Genomic DNA, 19,062 nt, shown 5'->3' with positions numbered 1-19,062 from the left:
TGAAAGATCCAAGGGCTCAGATGAGCCCTTTTCCACGTTTACACTGAATAAAGATGTTGAGAAAAGCCCAATGAGATCGTTTTTTACCGTCGCGCTCCTAACCTTGTTTGCCCACCCCGTTTATGCCGATGAGGTGAAATCGGGTGGCAAAACCAGTACAACCAAAGCTGGGGCGAATGCTTACTCGCTTCCTGCGGCCAATTTGCCCATGAGCAAACGGCTCGATTTTAGCGTGGGAAACAGTTTCTTTCGTAACCCTTGGGTGCCAGCGCCATCATCTACCGATGCAAGAGATGGTTTAGGGCCGCTTTTTAACACCAATGGTTGCCAAAATTGTCACATCAAAGATGGTCGCGGCCATCCGCCAGAAAAAAATGACACACATGCCGTTTCGATGTTGGTTCGCCTGAGTATTCCAGCGGTGACGGATGAACAAAAAGCGATCTACGCTAAAGAAGGGGGGATCCCAGAGCCCGTCTATGGTGGACAGTTACAAGATTTCGCTTTGCCCGATCAAAAAGCAGAAGGACAAATCCAAATCGCTTATCAAGAGGTTGCGGTTGCTTTTATGGATGGCCACCAAGTGATGTTACGCAAACCTAATTTAAAAATTACTGAACTTGGTTATGGTGATATGCATCCTGATACCCAGTTTTCGGCGCGTGTCGCCCCGCCAATGATTGGCCTTGGCCTACTTGAAAGCATTGCTGATGCCAGCTTATTAGCAATGGCAGACCCTGAAGATAGTGATGGCGATGGTATCTCTGGCAAAGTGAACCGTGTTTGGGATGTAGAAAAAAAAGATTTTGCCATCGGGCGTTTTGGTTGGAAAGCCGGGCAGCCTAGTTTAATGCAACAGAATGCCGCGGCGTTTAACGGCGATTTAGGATTGACCAGCCGTTTATTCCCAAAAGAAAACTGCACCGAGAAGCAAACACTCTGTCAAACCTTACCTAACGGCGGCGACCCTGAGGTCAGTGACAACATTCTTGATTTTGTCGAATTCTATTCTCAGCATTTAGCCGTTCCAGTGCGTCGCAATGTCGACGATCCACAAGTGAAGCTGGGTCAATCATTGTTCAAACAAGTTGGCTGTGAGAGTTGCCACCGCACTGACCTTAAAACGGTAAAAAGAACGGATCGCCCAGCCTTGTCAGAGCAAGAAATTCATCCTTACAGTGATTTACTACTGCATGATATGGGCGAAGGGTTAGCCGATAATCGTCCAGAAGCCTTAGCTAATGGACAAGAGTGGCGAACCCCGCCTTTGTGGGGGATCGGCTATACGCAAGAGGTGAGCGGCCATACTTATTTTTTACATGATGGCCGAGCGCGTAATCTCATGGAAGCGGTACTTTGGCACGGCGGTGAGGCGCAAGGTGCCAAAGAGAAAGTACGTCAATTCAATGCCAGCGAACGCAACGCGTTGATCGCTTTTCTTAATTCTTTATAGGGTGCGAGCATGAAATTTCCTCTGCTATTTTCGATAGCGGTTACCAGTGTACTTTCGGCTTGCCAACCCACGCCGAAATCAGCGCTTGAGCCGCAAAAAAACAATCATGTTAGCCAAGGTGTTTATGAGGTTGAATTTGCTGCGGCGCAGCGTTTTGCTCAACAATCGCACCAGCTTGCTCAATTATTTGATCAGCAATGCCAGCCGGGCGATGTTGCATTGCCCTTGCTGAAAGAACAGTGGCAGCAAACTATTGGGGCGTGGATGTTTTTACAAGGGCAAGAGAGAGGGCCAGCTAAAGCACTCGAGCAAAGTTGGAACGTACAATTTTGGCCAGATAAAAAGGACACCACCGGGCGAAAAATGAGCCTGTTAGCGAGCAGTGGCAAGCACTGGAGTGAGGAGCAGATTGCAAACCAGAGTGTCACAGTGCAGGGGATTGGCGCATTGGAATGGTTACTCTATGACCCCCAATCGCCGCTTCTGAAAAACCAGCAATTAGAAACGGGCTGTATGATTGGACAAGCGATCAGCGCGAATTTGGCGACGAAATCTCATTTGATTGCTGAGCAATGGCAACAGAATCCATGGCTGATGCTGGATCTGAGCGCTTGGCAAGCCGAATACATTGCGCTGCTCTCCAATCAGCTTGATTACAGCATGAAAAAACTGAGTCGCCCCTTAGCCAATATCGGCCAGCCACGCCCTTATTTTTCAGAATCGTGGCGCGCCAAAGTCTCTTTGAATAACCTGCAAAAGAATGTGCAAGCGATGCAAGCACTCTATTTAGCAAAAGACGGTTTAGATCAGATGTTGCGGGAAAGAGATCAAGTCGCCATGGCCGAACGCGTAAAAGAACATTTATCCTTGATGTTGGAAACGTGGCCGCAAACGGCCAGCTTATTTGATTTATTGCAAACGAAAACAGGCTACCGTGAGGTGCTTGCGCTCTATAACAAGTTCGAACAACTCAATTATTTACTGCATGATGAAGTCGCGGTAGAGCTAGGTGTAGTGATAGGATTTAATGCAACCGATGGTGACTGATCTAACAAGACGTACGCTGCTGAAAGCGGCGTTATTGAGCACTTCAGCGCCTCTGCTGCCACTGGGGTGTGCCACTACGCGCCGTGGCCCACAACCCGCTTTGATTGGTTGCGCTATTCATAAAGGCTCGCAGTTTCGCGCCGTTGTAGCCGACGCCCAAGGTCAAGCGATTCACCAATTACCTTTGCCTGCAAGGGGACACGGTGTTGCTATCCATCCTACCTTGACGCATGCGGTCGCTTTTGCCCGTCGTCCCGGTGAGTTTTTGATGGTGTTTAACTATCAAAATGGAGAACTCATCAAATTGCAACTGGCGCAACCCACGCGACATTTTTATGGGCACGGCGTTTACTCAAATGATGGTGCGTGGCTTTATGCAACCGAAGGCGAGAAAGCGACAAGTCGCGGCATTATTGGTGTATATGATGTGCAGCACAGTTACCAAAAAGTGGCTGAGTTCAGTGGGTTTGGTATTGGCCCTCACGAAGTCATTGTGATGCCAGATGGTAGGCTCGCAATTGGGGTGGGTGGGGTTCATACCTTCGGCCGCGAGCCACTCAACGTAGAGAGCATGATGCCAAGCTTGACCTACCTTTCTCATCAAGGAGAAGTGCTTGAGCAACGGATATTGAACGACCACCATTTGAGCATCCGCCATCTTGCTCATGATGGTGCAGATACTGTGCTGTGCGGCCAACAATATCGAGGTCAGCTGGAAGAGTATCCACCTTTGGTAGCGCTACATCACCAAGGTGGCGAACTCATTCCGCTCTTGGCAGAGCCTGAACAATGGGCAAGATTCAACCACTACATTGCCAGTATTGCGGCGACCGACCAATGGATTTTAGCGACTTCTCCACGAGGTAACTGTTACGGTATTTGGTCAAAAGAGACACTGCAACTGGTTGAGTTGGCCTCTTTGCCGGATGCTTCTGGCGTGGTAGTGCAAGATCAGCAGTTCCAAGTCAGTTCAGGAGCAGGCTTGGTCGTTAATTCACCCTATCCTCAACCTGAAATACGCGCGCGTAGTAATGTCCAATGGGACAATCACTGGTCTGCCATTGATTACTCTCGCCAAAAAAGCTGAGTAAGCGAACTAAATTTGTTTAATGATGATTCTCATTGCATGAGAGTTTATGAATATATTGTTGATATCGACAACAACGTTTAGCAGATAGCCGTTTCTTTTGCCATACTGAAACGTGAATCAGCGTTGTTGGATAGATCGGAATGAGTAAAAGCATCCTATTTGCTTTATTATTGATTTTTAGTAGCTTTTCTCTTTACTCTGCCGAGAAGGTACAGCCTTTTGCTGTCTCGCAAGAGAATGCCTCGTTGCAATCTTTTATCCAATATCCGCATTTAGTCGAACGAATTTACCAAGAGAATGAGAATCGGCGCATTTGGCAAGATGAGCAGATTGTTCGTCAATTTGAACATCAATTGGAAGTGATTCGCCGAGCGGGGTTTAGCCCTTTATTTTCACGCCAGTTAGCGCAAATGAAAGCGTACCGGAATCAGCAAGCGTTCAACGAATACGATCTGCTGGCGACCGATACTTTACTTTTGTATTTGAGTTATGCCGAGCAAGCTCCCAAAGTCGGTATGGCTTGGTTCTTTGAACGTAAGCTCAACTCTGCGATTGCTCCACCAAGCCAAGAAGCCTTGTTCGCTCTTCATGTTGCGGTGGAAGTTAACAGTATCGGCGATCTGCTCAATGGTTATGCGCCCAACAACGCGGCTTATGATCAACTGCTACATGCCTATGATTTTCTGCTCAGTACTGAAAATGCAGCGCTCTCGTTGTACAGCCAAAAAGGGTTAAAAAAACCTGGCGATAAGCTCTCACAACGTAGTGTGCTTATTGCCCGCTTATCATTAGTTAATATCGATGTTAGCACAGTGCGTGACGACGTAACTTGGTATGACAACAGCTTGGTCAAACCTGTGAAAGAGTTTCAAGCGATGCACGGTTTAAAAGCTGATGGCATGATTGGCCCCGAGACCTTAAAGTGGTTAAATTTGTCTTTGCAGGCACGCCTGTCTATGTTGGCATTAAATGCAGAGCGAACTCGTTTGTGGCCAGAATCAAAAGAGACACAGATCGTAGTCAACGTTCCCAGTTTTGATATGCGCTACTGGTATTTAGGTAAAGAAGTCTTTCAGTCTAAAGTGGTGGTGGGCCGAGTTTCACGCAAAACGCCACTCATGAGCACCAAATTAGATTCTTTGATCCTAAACCCGACGTGGAATGTGCCACACAAAATCATGGTTGAAGATATTCTGCCGATGGTAAAAAAAGATCAAAACTATTTGCGTCAACACAATATTGATATTGTTTCGAGCTGGCGCTCGAACGATCAAATTGACCCAAGCAACATCAACTGGTCTGCGGTGAATCCGGCCTCTTTTCCCTACCGAATGCGTCAGCAAGCGGGGCAAGATAATGCATTAGGTCTGTATAAATTTAATACGCCCAATCGTAGAGCGATTTACCTACATGATACGCCGAGTAAATACCTATTCAATAATACGTCGCGAGCCTTTAGTTCGGGTTGTATTCGAGTACAAAATGCCGATAAGTTTGCTTCGATGATATTAGAAACCCAAGGTATTAATGGTGATAAATTAACGGGAAAAGAAGGGCCTGCGAATGGCACGATCCCATTAAAGCAGCGCATCCCCGTACACATTATCTATCAAACCGTTTGGTATGAAGGTGGGGAACTGCACTACCGAGATGATATCTATCGTTATGATGCATTCAGTACCAGTAATGGGTGAATGGATACCGCTAAAACAGTGGTCACCTAAGTAAGCAGGGATGCGTCTCTCAATTTACCAAAAAATGACTTAATAAAGATCTCTTTTATGTTCAAAGAGTAACGATGCTGTGGCTCTCTCTTGAGCATTTCGAGCACAATTTATGCATTTGATCTTCACAATGGAGTCCGGTAGTGTCCGGGCTTGTTGAAAATAAATTCAGTTGTGAAGGTATCAAACCTTGTTAGTTTCTCGTCGTCACTTTATAAAATTGGCTGGTAGTGGTGTAGTTGTAGCGGCGTGTGCCCCCCAAATAGTATTGGCATCGTACCCTGAAACCTCTCGCATACTCGCGATGAATAATTTACATACCGGTGAAACACTTGAAACCTGTTATTTCAACGGTGTTCGTTATGTTCGATCTGAGCTTGATCGGCTCAACCATATTTGCCGTGATTTCCGCCGCAACGAAGTCCATCCAATGGACAAAAATCTATTTGACCAAATATCGAAAATTCAATCTCTACTTGGCACTCAAGCGGAAGTACAAATCATCTCTGGTTATCGATCTCCTGCCACCAATGAAATGTTGCGCACTCACTCCTCTGGGGTTGCTAAGAAAAGTTTCCATATGCTAGGCCAAGCAATTGATTTTCGGTTAGATGGTGTTCAGTTGAGTCAAGTACGCGAAGCGGCGATCGAATTGGGCGCTGGCGGTGTTGGTTATTATCCTAGCAGTGATTTTGTGCACATTGATACTGGGCCTGTACGTCATTGGTCATAAGGCTGTTCGTGACTTGTCAAATGAAAGTGTCAATGTCATAGTTCGGCCAACTGCGAATTCGAACAAGGTTTTAGTATGTCGTTAAAGTATCAAGTGGTGCCCGTCACTTCCTTCTCTCAAAACTGCTCTATCGTTTGGTGTGATGACACCATGGAAGGGATCGTGGTTGACCCTGGCGGTGATGTGAAACAGCTCGTGATGTTGATCAATGAACTCGGGGTAAAAGTGGTCAGTTTGGTTCTTACTCATGGTCATTTAGATCATGTCGGTGGAACCGAACCGCTGGCGCAGCAGTTGGGCGGCGTCGATATTATTGGACCACATAAAGCGGACAACTTCTGGCTACAAGGCCTCGAAGGTCAAAGCAAAATGTTTGGTTTTCCACTGACGGAAGCCTTTGAACCTACCCAATGGCTTAATGACGGTGATGAAGTGAAGTTTGGCCTTCAAACTCTACAAGTATTACACACGCCCGGCCACACGCCCGGCCACGTGGTGCTGTTTAGCCAGCAAGCGAAATTGGCGTTTGTTGGCGATGTATTGTTTAACGGTAGTATCGGCCGTACGGATTTCCCGCAAGGTGATTTCAATACCCTTATTCACTCGATCAAAACTAAGCTATGGCCACTTGGCAACGATGTGACGTTTGTGCCCGGCCATGGCCCGCAATCGACTTTTGGCCGTGAACGTGCCAATAACCCTTATGTCGCAGATGAAATGCCCCTGTATTGATCTTGATTAGGCTCAGAGTGTTCCTTCTGCGCCCATGAAACTATGCCTTAGTCTGGTTCGGCCGCCGCGAGGTAGCGCCGAATCAGCCCCACAAACGCTTCGGCGTCACGATCCAGATCGTGCGCTGAGATAAAAATATCATAATCAAAAAATTGCCGTTGATAGCGCATCCGATTGGCTAACATTGCCATAAGACCATGATAGTAATTACCGTTTGGCGCAGTGTAAGGTGCGTTGTCGAGTACCAAATCTTCAAATTGAGTCTCCTTGCGCTGTTGTTTTGCTCCTAAGTAGAGCAGCGCGCGCTGGCTGAGCAAGATCTCACTAGCGATTCTGGGACACACACTCTCAAGGTAAGGTGAATAATCCTTCAGTTTGATCCCAATCCAAGGCAAAGGTTGGTGCCAACCATGATATTCATAACTGCATACCCCAATGCGGCTAATATTGTTCCATTTTACGACCCAACCTCCTTTAAAGAGATGCTGCTGAAAATGGGTAGCGGTTAGGGTGTAGCTAACTTTGCCTTTCAAAATCAAAAGATAGAAGGTGATTAGAGTCACTGCCAGTGCACTTACTAACAGCAGCGCATGAATAATGTTGGATGAGAACATGACAATGCAAATTGAAGCGATGATACAAGTCGTATTGACCCATTTAACCACAGGTGATTGCAGAGAAAAGCGCGTATTAGACAAATGTTGGGTGTGCATAAACCAGTGAAACTCCTTCGAGCTACAGCATCGTTGTTGGCTGTTGCGACCTGTATAAATTGTAGTCAGTTACCGCATCAAAATGCGTTTTTGCCCCTCAATCTGTGCTATGCCCTACAAATCGAGGACGATTTTTGATATAAAACGCGCTTCAAATTTTCACCACTGCTTGAAACGCAGTGAAATGGAGAAATATTCGATGAGACTTGCTCATAAGCGTAAGGTGCAGGCAAAATTGCAAAAGCGTATTAAAGCGACTGTTGCAAACTTGATCGCCTCTCAATCAGCAAAGCCTGTAACAGCGCAATCGACCGTAGCAAAAACCGCTGCAACAAAAGTAGTTGTGGAGAAAGCGGCGGCGAACTCTAAAAAAGTGGATGTTGCGTTAACGCCAAAACAGCAACAGGTTTTAGATATCGTCGCTAACCACACAGAAGGTATGAATCCTAAATCGATCGGCTTAAGTGCTGGTCAAGAAGATGCGAAAGCTGCCGCTTGGGCCACTGGCGCACTCAAGAAACTAGTAGAAGAAAATCTGGTAGTGAAAGAGCAGTTAGCAGGCAACAAAGTTATCTATAAAGCCATTTAATCTGCTGTTCGTTGTGAATGAATTAGCCTCGGTAGCTCCGAGGCTTTTTTACGATCAAATTTTAAAATGCAATCAAAGCTACTCTTCTTTGGTAATAGAGCCAATTTCGAGCATCGGTGCGACATCGATGTTTTCGGCATTCATCATAGAAGATAAACGCTGTACCGATGAGAGCAACAAGCTTTGCTCCCACTCTTGAAGCTGCCTAAATTGTTCGACAAAGCTTTCTTGCAATGGTTGCGGTGCCTTTTCTAGCAGCTTCTTACCTTCGTCCGTTAAATGGGCGTGCACTTTTCGTTTATCGGTATTGCTGCGAATTCGCTGTACGTATCCGTTGCGCTCTAATCTATCCAAAATGGTGGTGGCAGTGGCCTGGCTCATGTTCGTATGATCCGACAATGTGCGGATAGTCACCTCACCAAGGGTTTGAATTGAACGCATTAAAATAAGCTGGGGACCAGTAAGTCCAGCGTCTCTATTCAGTTTTTTAGAGTGCAGATCAATTGCGCGAATAATTTGTCGAATTGAGATCAAAACTTCTTCATGTTTTTCCAAACTCATTGTCCCAAAAAGAAAGTTATTAATAAGCGGGGACCATAGCGCAGTTCTTTTCACTTGAAAAGTAGCATTCGACCTCTTTTGTTTTGGTCTAAGATGATGAGTGTATAAGTTGAGATGTAAAATGATTAGTGCTCGAATGTTTTTGTTTTCGATTTACCCCCTAAATTGGTTGAAGTTTAACCTTTAAGGCTTGTTTTTTGCCTTTCATGGCATTTTGTGTTGCTTTTTAGTGGATTTTTTCTGTGATTTTGGTAGGGTATTCAGCATATTGAAAAAATAAATTGCTATGAGTACGAAGTTATTTTTGGTTTTTGTCTTAAAATTGTTTCGTTCTCATGGTTATTAATCTCAACTGAAAAATCATGTCTAGATTTCTAGAGAGGTAAAATGACAAAAGGTATTGATAAGTACAGTATCGACAGTACTGACTACACTGTCGGGCAAGATAACGTGCAAAAGTGGGGGTTTGATGTTCATAACCCAGTGTTTGGCTTTAGCGCCGGATTTATTGCGCTATTTTTAGTCGCCGCTTTAGTCGTTGATCCTGAGGTTGCGAAGAGCGTGCTTGATGGCGTTAAATGGAAAATTATTGGCACTTTTGACTGGCTGTTTATTTGGTCGGGTAATCTTTTTGTGCTGTTTTGCTTAGGCTTGATTGTTTCTCCCTTTGGTAAAATACGTTTAGGTGGCCAAGAGGCGACAGCAGACTACTCTTTTATTTCTTGGCTCTCTATGCTGTTTGCCGCAGGGATGGGTATTGGTCTCATGTTCTGGAGTGTCGCTGAACCTGTGGCGTATTTTACCGGTTGGTATGAGACGCCCTTAGGTGTTGCAGCTAACACACCCGAAGCGGCTAAACTAGCATTAGGTGCAACCATGTACCATTGGGGTTTACACCCTTGGGCCATTTACGGTGTGGTAGCGCTTTCCCTTGCGTTCTTTACTTACAATAAAGGGCTTCCGCTTTCTATTCGCTCTATTTTTTACCCGTTACTTGGCGATCGCGCTTGGGGCTGGGCAGGGCACATCATTGATATTCTGGCTGTATTAGCAACATTGTTTGGCTTAGCAACGTCATTAGGGCTGGGGGCTCAACAAGCGGCTAGTGGTATTCATCATGTGTTTGGCATTGATGCCGGAATGGGCTTACAAATTGTCGTGATTACCGTCGTTACTTTATTGGCAGTGGTCTCCGTGGTGCGTGGTATTGATGGTGGTGTCAAAGTCATCAGTAACATCAATATGATCGTTGCGTTCTTGCTGCTGATTTTGGTTGCACTGATTGGCTATACCGTAACCTTTTCATCCATTCCAACCACATTAATGGCGTATATTGAAAATATCATCCCACTCAGTAACCCGCACGGTCGAACTGATGAGGCTTGGTTCCAAGGTTGGACAGTGTTCTATTGGGCTTGGTGGATTTCATGGTCACCATTTGTTGGAATGTTCATTGCGCGAGTATCAAAAGGTCGTACTATCCGCGAGTTTCTCACCGCCGTATTATTAGTACCTACTGCTGTTACGTTGATCTGGATGTCTGTATTTGGTGGTTTGGCGATTGATCAAGTCATCAACAATGTTGGTCAATTAGGCGCGAATGGTTTGACCGAAGTGCCACTGGCGATGTTCCAAATGTTTGATGCACTGCCTTATGGCACGTTACTTTCAGTGATTGCGGTTGTGTTAGTGTTGGTATTTTTTATCACCTCATCAGATTCAGGGTCACTGGTCATTGATAGTATTACTGCTGGAGGCAAAGTGGATGCCCCTGTCTTACAGCGTATTTTCTGGGCGTTGATGGAAGGTGCTATTGCCGTAGCCTTATTATGGATTGGTGGCACCAATGCTATTGAAGCGTTGCAGGCTGCGGCAATATCAACAGCGCTGCCATTTACCATCGTCTTACTATTGATGTGTGTGAGCCTATTATTGGGAATGCGAACCGAGCTCTTGAAACGTTAATTTCGACATTAATTTAAAAAGGCGACGAAAGTCGCCTTTTTTGATGTTTTTTTGACGATCGTCATTAGATTGTTTGACTAAAATACTAAGAAAAGCAAATGGTTATCTTGTGTCAGAATTCGACATATATTTCGTGCATCTTGTATTAAATCTGGTTAATATTCGCCTCCGTTCCTGTATCTAACATTCTGCAAACCAATGAAATTAACCTTAAAGCAAAAGCTAATCGGTGCCAGTCTTTCTGCCGTCGTCGTTATGGCGAGCGCGTTGACTTGGCTAGCCGCTGATCAACTCTTTGAACAAACTCGAAATGGCGTATATTCGCGGGCAGAAAGCTTGTCAGCTGCCGCTGCGAAAGGTATTTCGGACTGGATTGTGGTCCGTAAAGAGATCTCAACCGCTTTTAATGACTACACCGCTCAAGATGATGTCGTCCCTTTCTTACAGCAAGCTCGCAAAGCGGGTGGCTTTGATGATATTTTTTTTGGTACACCGCAAGGTGAGATGTATCGTTCACACCCTGAGCGTAACCGTGCTGACTATGATCCTCGCCAACGCCCTTGGTATAAAGATGCCGTTTCAGCGAATAAGCAAATTATCACCACCGCTTATAAAGACGCGATCACCAATGCACTGTTGGTGACAATTGCAGAGCCAGTGCGTCGCAATGGGCAATTTGTCGGCGTCGTTGGTGCCGATGTGTTAATCGATCAGCTCATCCAAGATGTCATCAGTTTAGATGCGGGCAAAAACGCCTACGCGATGTTAATTGATGCGCAAGATGGAACCTTTTTAGCGCATCCAGATAAGAATTTCTTATTAAAACCAGTGTCGTCATTGTCGAAGACATTGACGATGAACATGATAGAGCAAGCAGTGGCTTCAGGTACCGTTGAAGACACGTCATTACAAGGTGTTGATAAGCTATTTTACTTCGCCAAAGTACCGCAAACCGATTGGATTTTTGCTATCCAAATGGATCGTGCAACGGAAGAAGCAGCGCATACATCCTTGCTCATTGACCTAATTGTGACTGCACTTGTGATTACTATTGCTGTGATTGTAATCGTCTCTTGGTTAGTGAGCTTTTTGTTTAGAGATCTTAGCCGAGTATCCAAAGCCTTAGAGGAAATTGCTTCCGGAGACGGTGATTTAACTCAACGTCTTGAACCAAGAAGCGATGATGAAGTTGGGCAATTAGCACAAAACTTCAATACCTTTGTCGGTAACATGCACACTATGGTTTCTAAACTCAGCTTTGTTTCTGCTGCGTTGTCTGAACAGTCAAAACAGACGGCCGCTCAAGCCAAAGAGCGTAGTGCGCGTATCCGTTTACAACAAGATGAAATTAATATGGTGGCTACGGCCATCAATGAAATGGCCGCAGCTACACAAGAGATTGCCGGTAACGCGGATCATACAGCTCAAAACTCTGGCGAAGCGGTAACGGCTTGCGTACATGGTTCGAATCAAGTTTCACAAACACAAGGTTCGATTCAAAATCTGGCTCAAGAAGTTCAAGTGGCCACTGATGTTATCCTTGAGCTGGAAGCACACGGTAAACATATCAATACGATTCTGGCGACTATTCAAAACATAGCAGAGCAAACTAACCTGCTAGCATTGAATGCGGCGATTGAAGCTGCACGTGCTGGTGAGCAAGGTCGTGGCTTTGCCGTGGTTGCCGATGAAGTTCGTGTGCTTAGCCAACGTACACATGCTTCGACAAAAGAAATTCAGCAGATGATCGAAACGTTGCAATCAACGACGGGTAAAGCGGTTGGCATTATGGGTGATAGCCGTATGCTTGCTGGAACCAGCGTAGATGATGCGAACGCCGCTGCAGCAAGTTTGATGCAAATTCATAATTCAGTTGAGCGCATCAGTGACATGGCGACGCAAATTGCCTCGGCCGCTGAAGAGCAAGCTTCTGTGACGTCGGAAATTACTCGCAACACGGAAGGGATCCGCGATGTGTCTAACGATCTTGCACAAGAAGCGCATGAAGCAGCAGCACAAGCATCACAACTTTCTGAGCTTTCGCATCAGTTAGAAAATGAAATTCGTCGCTTTAAGCTGTAAGTTCTAAGCGTAAAAGCCGAGATGTGATTAAAAAAGAGGAACCTAACATGGGTTCCTCTTTTTTTGCTCGTGTCGATCACGGTACTAAACCTTGAAAGAATCCCTTGAAAGGATAATCAAAAAGTTTATAGCCACAACGTTCGGACACTTTGCTGCCGATCAAAATGATGAGCGATTTGTGCTTGGAATAATTCCGCGGTGGCAATAGCATCAACTAAAGCGTGGTGTGGAGTATACGCTGGTAGCCCATAACGCGCCCGCGCTTGCCCTAAACGCACTGATTGTGGTTTTTGCCCTTTTAACTGGTTCCATAAACCTCCATGCAACCGTTGTTGAATTTCCGTCTCCAATTGCAAAGTATCGATCACAGGGAACTCAATACCTTCACCCAATCGCACTTTTAATGCTTGATTGAGAAAGCTACGTTCAATATGACGGTAATGAACCACAACAATTTTTCCAGATAAGGCCTTCAGTATCGACTCCTGCACTTCTGCCAAATCTGGCGCATCTAAAATATCGTTGTGTGTGATGCCATGGATAACCACCGAATCCTCTTTTAACGCTTGGCGTGGCCGAACTATCCAATGTTTAGAGCGGTTTAGATAGATACGGTTTAAGGTAAAAGGCACCAAGCCAATGGTGATAATGTCATCATGCTGCGCACTTAAACCCGTTGTTTCCAAATCTAAAGCGACAAACTCTATTTCATCGATTGGCGTGCTACCCTTAGCAATCGGCCTTGAATAAAAATCTTTGAGTAACGGATGGTTAACCAACGACTGCTTATTGGCATATTTTGCTACCCAATCGATGCTCGGTTTTTGAAACCATTGTTTAATCATCACTCTCACTTAAAGTTATTGCTGGCTTGATAACGGAATTTCAAGAAATTTTGCGCATTGCTTAGGATTTGAAACGCATCTTTTAAGTTACGTCTTTCAAAATCAGATAGATTTTCTGGCTCGATATTGTTATCTGGCTCTATTTCTTGTTCAACGTCAGCCGCTTGGTGGCGAATGCGTACCATCGCGATAAACTCCATTGCGTCACGCAGATCTTGCGCCCGTCCTTTGGGTAGAATTCCGGCTTCAATGATGTCATCTAAACGTTCAAACGAGTTGGTAGAACGTGAACCGACAGCCAATGCATGCACACGGATTAAATCCGCTAACGGTGCCGTGCCGCGACGTTTTAAATTGATGGTGTTATTGTGTCGTCCATCTTTTTCCATCACAAAGTCTTTGAAAAACCCCAATGGTGGCGTGCGGTTCAGTGCATTTCGTGCAAGGCATGCAAGAAATCGATTATTTTTGCGTGCTCGCCGTACAATAAACCCATTCAGTTGTTCTGCCCATTTGGTCCTGCCACACACTCCGTATAAGTCAAAAAAGATGGATGCATTCAATAGCGCTTTAGGGTTAGGGTTATCTATCCAATCGGCAAAGCAGGCTTCCCATTCTTTACGAGTCATACGCCACATCGGGTTGCTGGCCATAATGTCCCCTGTACAGTAGCTGTAACCGCATTGATCTAAGCTGTCGCAGACAAATTTGGCGAACGCTTCGAAATAAGCACCATGCTGTGTTTCTTCATAGCTATCGTCCAAAATTAAAGCGTTATCTTGGTCCGTGACAATTAACTGTTCGTCACGGCCCATAGAACCCAAGGCTAAAAAGCAGTATGGAATAGGCGGCGAGCCTAGTAATTCTTCGGCAAGTTCAATGATTCTTTGTTTAAAGCTACGGCCAATCACTGACATCGCCGTGCCGATCATATGTGAGTTTGCATCTTCATTGACTAAACGAACAAAACTGTCTTTGACTTGGTGCGACAGTGTAGCTAACTCTTCAACGCTTTGTTGCTGAAAGATACGACTGACGAGCAGCAATGAGTTTTGTGATTCGTAGCGAACAATGTCGGTCGCTTCAATGATACCGATCGGCTTTTTTTCTTTGAGTATAGGAAGATGATGAACATTGTACCGAAGCATTTTCAGCATGGCCTCATAGACATAAGCATTATGATCTAATGAGATAACCTCCGTTGTCATCACTTCCGTGACGAGGTGATTAGGATCGATGCCAACGGCTAATACACGCGTGCAGAGATCTCGGTCAGTCAGGATGCCGATTACTGGGCTGTTATCGTCGTCACTCTCTTGCAAAATATCAGGGTCAATCACCAGCAGTGAAGAGATACTCTCTTCCGCCATCTTGATCGCCGCATGTTGAATGGTTTCTGTTTTGTAAACGAAAGGGGCTTCTCGGCTGAGTAAGGTCCGTACTTTCGAGGTGGTGAGATCATTCTGCTCTGTTTTACTCAGTACGGCTTGGCGAAGGCGCGCGTTATCTTGCACTTCAACGAAATCAGCAAAGGAATCATAGTTGTCATATAAATCCTGAAACCTTGCCTCTGGAATACAATAAACCAGCGTATCTTCAATCGCTGTGACCGGAAAACGAACACGGTTATTCGTCAATAGCCCCATTTGACCAAATAAACCGCCTTCGGTTAGGCGGTTGTATAATTCGCCTTTGCGACGGTACACCTCGACGACGCCGCTGCGGATCAAATACAAGTCCTGGATATGATCACCAAAATGAATGATGGGTGTACCTTGTCGAAAATAGGAGATTTCTACGCTCTGCGTCACTTCGATCAGTGTTTCTTCAGGTAGTTCATTGAACGGTGGATACTGAGCAAGGAAGTTCTTGATTTCAATTAATTCTGCTTCCATGGAGGCTTCCTTGTGTTTCGGAGTTCATATTGTGGGATTCTGACGTCGTGAGCCAGCTAAACGATGTAACTTGTCAAAGGGATCCGGTTAGATCGGTGGCATTGGACATAGGATTCAGAGAGTTATAGTACATGAAAAGAACGTGCTTTGCAGGCAAGAGGGGAAAGTGTACGCGCTTCGATGTGAATCAAGTGCCATTTCAGTGAATTGAAGATAAAAAAATAGCCGACAAGTGGCGGCTATTGTTGTCTATTTCTTATCATTATCGATTATAGAACCGCTGCAATACCTCTGCACAGTGGGCCCATATTCGATTTCGTCATGCCTGCCACACTGATACGGCCGGAACCGACGATGTAAATTGCCAATTCATCTTTCAGACGAGCAACTTGTTCCTTGTTCAAACCAGAAAAAGAGAACATGCCATTTTGACGTTCAATAAAGCTAAAATCAGCCTTCACACCTTCGGCTTTTAGGGTGGTAACAAACAGCTCACGCATCTCTTGAATACGTTCACGCATTTCCGTCACTTCGTTTTCCCATTCTGCGCGCAGTTCGGCGTTGTTGAGAATATAAGTAACGACCGCAGCACCGTGCGCTGGTGGGTTTGAATAAATAGAACGAATGATCGCTTTGATTTGTGAGAAGGCTGTTTCAGCGACATCTGTTGAGCCAGCAACGATAGTAAACGCACCCACGCGCTCATTGTACAAACCGAAGTTTTTAGAGAATGAGCTTGCCACTAAGATCTCTTTATTGTATTTCGCAAAAGTACGTAGGCCCTGTGCGTCTTCTTTAACACCTTTCGCAAAACCTTGATAAGCAAAGTCAAACAGAGGAAGAAGCCCTTTATCAGCGACTAATTTTGCTAACGTTTCCCACTCTTTATCGGTTGGATCAATGCCAGTTGGGTTGTGGCAGCACCCGTGTAGAAGAACAATATCACCCGCTTGAGCTTGCTCAAGATCGGTAAGCATCGCTGCGAAATCTTTATCTTTCGTTTCGGCATTGTAGTACGAATACTGCGTGGTTTCTAAACCAGCCGCATTAAAAACACCGTGATGGTTTGCCCATGTTGGGTTGCTGATCCACACTTTCACGTCGCCGATTTGACGCTTAATAAATTCACCAGCTACACGCAGTGCACCAGTACCACCCGGCGCTTGCGCCGTTTTTGCGAGCTTTTGCGTCACAATCTCAGATTCATCGCCAAACAGGAGTTTTTGTACCGCGAGCCCATATTCAGCAGTACCTTCAATGGTGAGATAAGATTTGGTCTTTTCAGACTCAAGCAACGCCGCTTCCGCTTTCTTTACTGTCGCAAGAACAGGTGTTTCACCTGCTTCATTTTTGTAGATACCAACACCGAGGTTAATTTTTTCAGTGCGAGGATCTTTTTTAAACTCTTCGGTTAAACCAAGAATAGGGTCAGCCGGAGCTGCGACAACTTTTTCAAACATAATCATCATCCATGTAAAGTGTTAGAAGGGATTTTAGAAACATAAAATTAAGGTATTTATACCTTTATGAAATATCCGTTACAACACACAAAACAGAAAAACTGAAAATAATTTGTGTTGGCTAAGAATCATGAACAAAAAGGCGATTTTTTTAAAAAAACTCTATCATCCACCGTTTTCAGGCGGGGAGATTAAATAGGTTTTACTTTGAGAAGTAGTCAGCTCAACGGCAAAATTCATCATCAAATACGATATTTTGCCATTGAGCGGAGGAGTTACTGTAACAAGAGATTAATGTTTATCCTGATGGCGAGAGGCAATGGCGACAAATTGTTGTTCAACACTCAAAAAAGCCTCTACGACTTGTGGGTCAAAATGTGTCGCTTCGCCCTGTAGGATGATGGCTTTTGCTTCATCATGAGAAAACGCGGGTTTGTAAACGCGCTTTGAGATGAGCGCATCATATACATCAGCCAGTGCCATTAAACGGCCTGAGAGTGGAATCTCTTCCCCTTTGAGTTGTTTTGGATAGCCCGAACCATCCCATTTTTCATGGTGAGTGAGGGCGATTTCTTTCGCGATTGCTAAAAAGGAACTTGTGCCAAGGTGCTGCTCGGCAATCGATAGCGCTTGTGCGCCGATCTCAGGGTGCCCCTTCATAATAATGAACTCATCATCGGTGAGCTTGCCGGGTTTCAGTAGGACGGCATCAGGGATACCGACTTTGCCGACGTCGTGTAGTGGGGCTGATTTGTAGAGTAAATCAATATAAGTGGGCGTTAATAAAGGCTGATATTTCGGTTTTTGGCTTAGATATTGCGCGAGTACTTTGACATATTCTTGAGTACGTAAAATATGAGCGCCAGTTTCATTATCACGAGATTCAGCTAAAGCGGCCAGGCTGACGATGGCGACATCACGCGTGGTTTTTACTTCATCCTGTGAGTTTTGTAGGCTATCCAACATTTGATTGGTCAACCAAGCCACAGAGCCTAACTCGTTATTTTCAAAAATCGGTAAGCGTTGTGCTATATCACCTTGAGTTACTTGGCATAGCGAATGCTCTTGAGCGTGCAATATTTGCTTCATCAGCTTTCCCCACTGCCAGAGGATAGCGATCACATAACCGCCCAAAACCAAAGAAACATAAATAAACTCTTTAATAATACTTATCTTGCCATGTCCATTGATTAAACTGGCAGGGTTATCTTCAAGCCAAAAAAGATCTTTCACCGCGACCATCGTGAGTGTGGCTGTCAGAGTGATGATCATCAGCATCATTAACCCGATCATCTGCTTAACAATCGAGTGCCTTTCACCTTGGAGTTGTTGACGATTCAATTGTACTGCGTGCTGGCGATATTGGGCTCGTTTAGCGATGAGTTGTAATAAGCTTCCGGTAAAGAAACCAAACAGTGTTAAACCAAACAGGACTTTTACGTTGCTATCGATAGTGAATTGATAGTGCTGATTGTAGTAAAGGGATAGTGGAATGCTGACAATAAAAAACAAAACACTATCGAGTTTTGCATACTGCTCTGTTTTTGCCCAATGATGATGAATAAAGACATATCGACGCATTACCCATGCACAAAATACACTAATTGTGACATGAGTGGTGATTTCTAATGCGCTTAAACTGGACAACATCGGACAGATTCGTCCGCCATAGGTGGCAAATAGCAGCGCAGCTAAGAGGTAGAGCAGTGCGGTGAGTTGGCTGTTGTTTCGCTTGGTATTATTCATGAATTTGATTTCATTACAGTATGTGATGCTTAAGTTTAGGTGATTAAATTCGTTCGATGTTGTGTTTTCGTGATTAACCGATGTGCGGAGGATCAGAAAAACGATGGATTCTAGTGATGTATTTCTAGGAAAGATAGCTAAATAAAATAAAGCCCATGTGATCCGATCAGTGCGTCATGTTATGAGAACAGAGGAGAGGGCCCAATGACGTTACTCAGCCGAACTTAACGAAAGTCAATCGTTACTCTGGCTGATAAGAGTGGACTGTTTAAAATTACCTAACACAACAAAAGTAAAATTGACCCTGTAAATAATTCTGTGTAACTGTCAGGGTTACATGTATTGAGTGAGTCGGTCTTCGAACATAATCATAAAGCGGTTTAGAGCTTGTCGCCAGTTTCTGATCGGCATCGTCCATTTCTTGGAA

General features: G+C 44.9%; 15 protein-coding genes. 9 read left to right on the top strand and 6 right to left on the bottom strand.

What is annotated here, in order from left to right; translation table 11 throughout:
* Nucleotides 1-70 precede the first annotated feature (70 nt).
* The 6 genes from AACV20_RS12970 (at nt 71) to AACV20_RS12945 (ending at nt 6,779) form a co-directional block, all read left to right on the top strand.
* On the top strand, nt 71-1,453 hold the full coding sequence (locus tag AACV20_RS12970; RefSeq protein ID WP_170907423.1) for a di-heme oxidoreductase family protein: 1,383 nt from the start codon (nt 71-73) through the stop codon (nt 1,451-1,453).
* A gap of 9 nt (nt 1,454-1,462) precedes the next feature.
* Nucleotides 1,463-2,500: an imelysin family protein gene (locus tag AACV20_RS12965; RefSeq protein ID WP_170907422.1), complete on the top strand. Its 1,038-nt coding sequence runs from the start codon at nt 1,463-1,465 to the stop codon at nt 2,498-2,500.
* Nucleotides 2,490-3,587, top strand: coding sequence for a DUF1513 domain-containing protein (locus AACV20_RS12960; protein WP_170907421.1), 1,098 nt, complete (start codon nt 2,490-2,492; stop codon nt 3,585-3,587). The genes AACV20_RS12965 and AACV20_RS12960 overlap by 11 nt, the downstream gene beginning before the upstream one ends.
* A 143-nt stretch (nt 3,588-3,730) precedes the next feature.
* Nucleotides 3,731-5,284, top strand: a complete 1,554-nt coding sequence (locus AACV20_RS12955) for a L,D-transpeptidase family protein (protein WP_094147795.1) — start codon at nt 3,731-3,733, stop codon at nt 5,282-5,284.
* 220 nt (nt 5,285-5,504) lie between these two features.
* Nucleotides 5,505-6,047 (top strand): YcbK family protein, encoded by a 543-nt coding sequence (locus tag AACV20_RS12950; protein WP_017044782.1) that lies wholly within the window; start codon nt 5,505-5,507, stop codon nt 6,045-6,047.
* 75 nt (nt 6,048-6,122) lie between these two features.
* Nucleotides 6,123-6,779 (top strand): MBL fold metallo-hydrolase, encoded by a 657-nt coding sequence (locus AACV20_RS12945; protein ID WP_013856747.1) that lies wholly within the window; start codon nt 6,123-6,125, stop codon nt 6,777-6,779.
* A 47-nt stretch (nt 6,780-6,826) separates the two neighbouring features.
* Here the strand turns inward: AACV20_RS12945 and AACV20_RS12940 are convergent, their stop codons facing one another.
* Nucleotides 6,827-7,492: a DUF2982 domain-containing protein gene (locus AACV20_RS12940; protein WP_064625306.1), complete on the bottom strand. Its 666-nt coding sequence runs from the start codon at nt 7,490-7,492 to the stop codon at nt 6,827-6,829.
* Nucleotides 7,493-7,691: 199 nt separating this feature from the next.
* Between AACV20_RS12940 and AACV20_RS12935 the strand changes: the two genes are divergently transcribed.
* Nucleotides 7,692-8,081 (top strand): MarR family transcriptional regulator, encoded by a 390-nt coding sequence (locus AACV20_RS12935; protein ID WP_161439660.1) that lies wholly within the window; start codon nt 7,692-7,694, stop codon nt 8,079-8,081.
* A gap of 78 nt (nt 8,082-8,159) precedes the next feature.
* Here AACV20_RS12935 and AACV20_RS12930 read toward each other — a convergent pair whose 3' ends face one another.
* A complete protein-coding gene (locus AACV20_RS12930; protein WP_010320725.1) occupies nt 8,160-8,636 on the bottom strand; it encodes a MarR family winged helix-turn-helix transcriptional regulator in 477 nt (158 codons plus the stop codon).
* Nucleotides 8,637-9,029: 393 nt separating this feature from the next.
* Between AACV20_RS12930 and AACV20_RS12925 the strand changes: the two genes are divergently transcribed.
* Together AACV20_RS12925 and AACV20_RS12920 are read left to right on the top strand one after the other, a co-directional pair.
* Complete coding sequence (locus tag AACV20_RS12925) at nt 9,030-10,607, top strand: BCCT family transporter (RefSeq protein WP_017044778.1); 1,578 nt, start codon at nt 9,030-9,032, stop codon at nt 10,605-10,607.
* Nucleotides 10,608-10,805: 198 nt separating this feature from the next.
* Nucleotides 10,806-12,689 carry a methyl-accepting chemotaxis protein gene (locus tag AACV20_RS12920; protein WP_017044777.1) on the top strand — a complete coding sequence of 628 codons (1,884 nt, stop codon included), beginning with the start codon at nt 10,806-10,808 and terminating at the stop codon, nt 12,687-12,689.
* Nucleotides 12,690-12,814: 125 nt separating this feature from the next.
* Here AACV20_RS12920 and AACV20_RS12915 read toward each other — a convergent pair whose 3' ends face one another.
* The 4 genes from AACV20_RS12915 to AACV20_RS12900 form a co-directional block, all read right to left on the bottom strand.
* Complete coding sequence (locus AACV20_RS12915; protein WP_069571721.1) at nt 12,815-13,534, bottom strand: 3'-5' exonuclease; 720 nt, start codon at nt 13,532-13,534, stop codon at nt 12,815-12,817.
* Nucleotides 13,535-13,539: 5 nt separating this feature from the next.
* Nucleotides 13,540-15,429, bottom strand: coding sequence for a putative nucleotidyltransferase substrate binding domain-containing protein (locus tag AACV20_RS12910; protein WP_013856754.1), 1,890 nt, complete (start codon nt 15,427-15,429; stop codon nt 13,540-13,542).
* A gap of 269 nt (nt 15,430-15,698) precedes the next feature.
* On the bottom strand, nt 15,699-16,889 hold the full coding sequence (locus AACV20_RS12905; RefSeq protein WP_170907420.1) for an amino acid aminotransferase: 1,191 nt from the start codon (nt 16,887-16,889) through the stop codon (nt 15,699-15,701).
* A 291-nt stretch (nt 16,890-17,180) separates the two neighbouring features.
* Nucleotides 17,181-18,635, bottom strand: a complete 1,455-nt coding sequence (locus AACV20_RS12900) for an HD-GYP domain-containing protein (protein WP_170907419.1) — start codon at nt 18,633-18,635, stop codon at nt 17,181-17,183.
* Between the last annotated feature and the right edge of the window lie 427 nt (nt 18,636-19,062).

This window comes from Vibrio sp. B4-6, assembly GCF_963888245.1.
Classification (GTDB): Bacteria; Pseudomonadota; Gammaproteobacteria; order Enterobacterales; family Vibrionaceae; genus Vibrio; species Vibrio anguillarum.
The sequence above is the reverse complement of the archived record's forward strand: the minus strand, read 5'-3'. Positions and strand labels throughout refer to the sequence as shown.

What these genes read in the sequence shown, in the direction of transcription:
- AACV20_RS12970 (WP_170907423.1), top strand. Translation starts at nt 71, where the DNA reads ATGAGATCGTTTTTTACCGTCGCGCTCCTAACCTTGTTTGCCCACCCC.
- AACV20_RS12965 (WP_170907422.1), top strand. Translation starts at nt 1,463, where the DNA reads ATGAAATTTCCTCTGCTATTTTCGATAGCGGTTACCAGTGTACTTTCG.
- AACV20_RS12960 (WP_170907421.1), top strand. Translation starts at nt 2,490, where the DNA reads ATGGTGACTGATCTAACAAGACGTACGCTGCTGAAAGCGGCGTTATTG.
- AACV20_RS12955 (WP_094147795.1), top strand. Translation starts at nt 3,731, where the DNA reads ATGAGTAAAAGCATCCTATTTGCTTTATTATTGATTTTTAGTAGCTTT.
- AACV20_RS12945 (WP_013856747.1), top strand. Translation starts at nt 6,123, where the DNA reads ATGTCGTTAAAGTATCAAGTGGTGCCCGTCACTTCCTTCTCTCAAAAC.
- AACV20_RS12940 (WP_064625306.1), bottom strand. Translation starts at nt 7,492, where the DNA reads ATGCACACCCAACATTTGTCTAATACGCGCTTTTCTCTGCAATCACCT.
- AACV20_RS12935 (WP_161439660.1), top strand. Translation starts at nt 7,692, where the DNA reads ATGAGACTTGCTCATAAGCGTAAGGTGCAGGCAAAATTGCAAAAGCGT.
- AACV20_RS12925 (WP_017044778.1), top strand. Translation starts at nt 9,030, where the DNA reads ATGACAAAAGGTATTGATAAGTACAGTATCGACAGTACTGACTACACT.
- AACV20_RS12920 (WP_017044777.1), top strand. Translation starts at nt 10,806, where the DNA reads ATGAAATTAACCTTAAAGCAAAAGCTAATCGGTGCCAGTCTTTCTGCC.
- AACV20_RS12915 (WP_069571721.1), bottom strand. Translation starts at nt 13,534, where the DNA reads ATGATTAAACAATGGTTTCAAAAACCGAGCATCGATTGGGTAGCAAAA.
- AACV20_RS12910 (WP_013856754.1), bottom strand. Translation starts at nt 15,429, where the DNA reads ATGGAAGCAGAATTAATTGAAATCAAGAACTTCCTTGCTCAGTATCCA.
- AACV20_RS12905 (WP_170907420.1), bottom strand. Translation starts at nt 16,889, where the DNA reads ATGTTTGAAAAAGTTGTCGCAGCTCCGGCTGACCCTATTCTTGGTTTA.
- AACV20_RS12900 (WP_170907419.1), bottom strand. Translation starts at nt 18,635, where the DNA reads ATGAATAATACCAAGCGAAACAACAGCCAACTCACCGCACTGCTCTAC.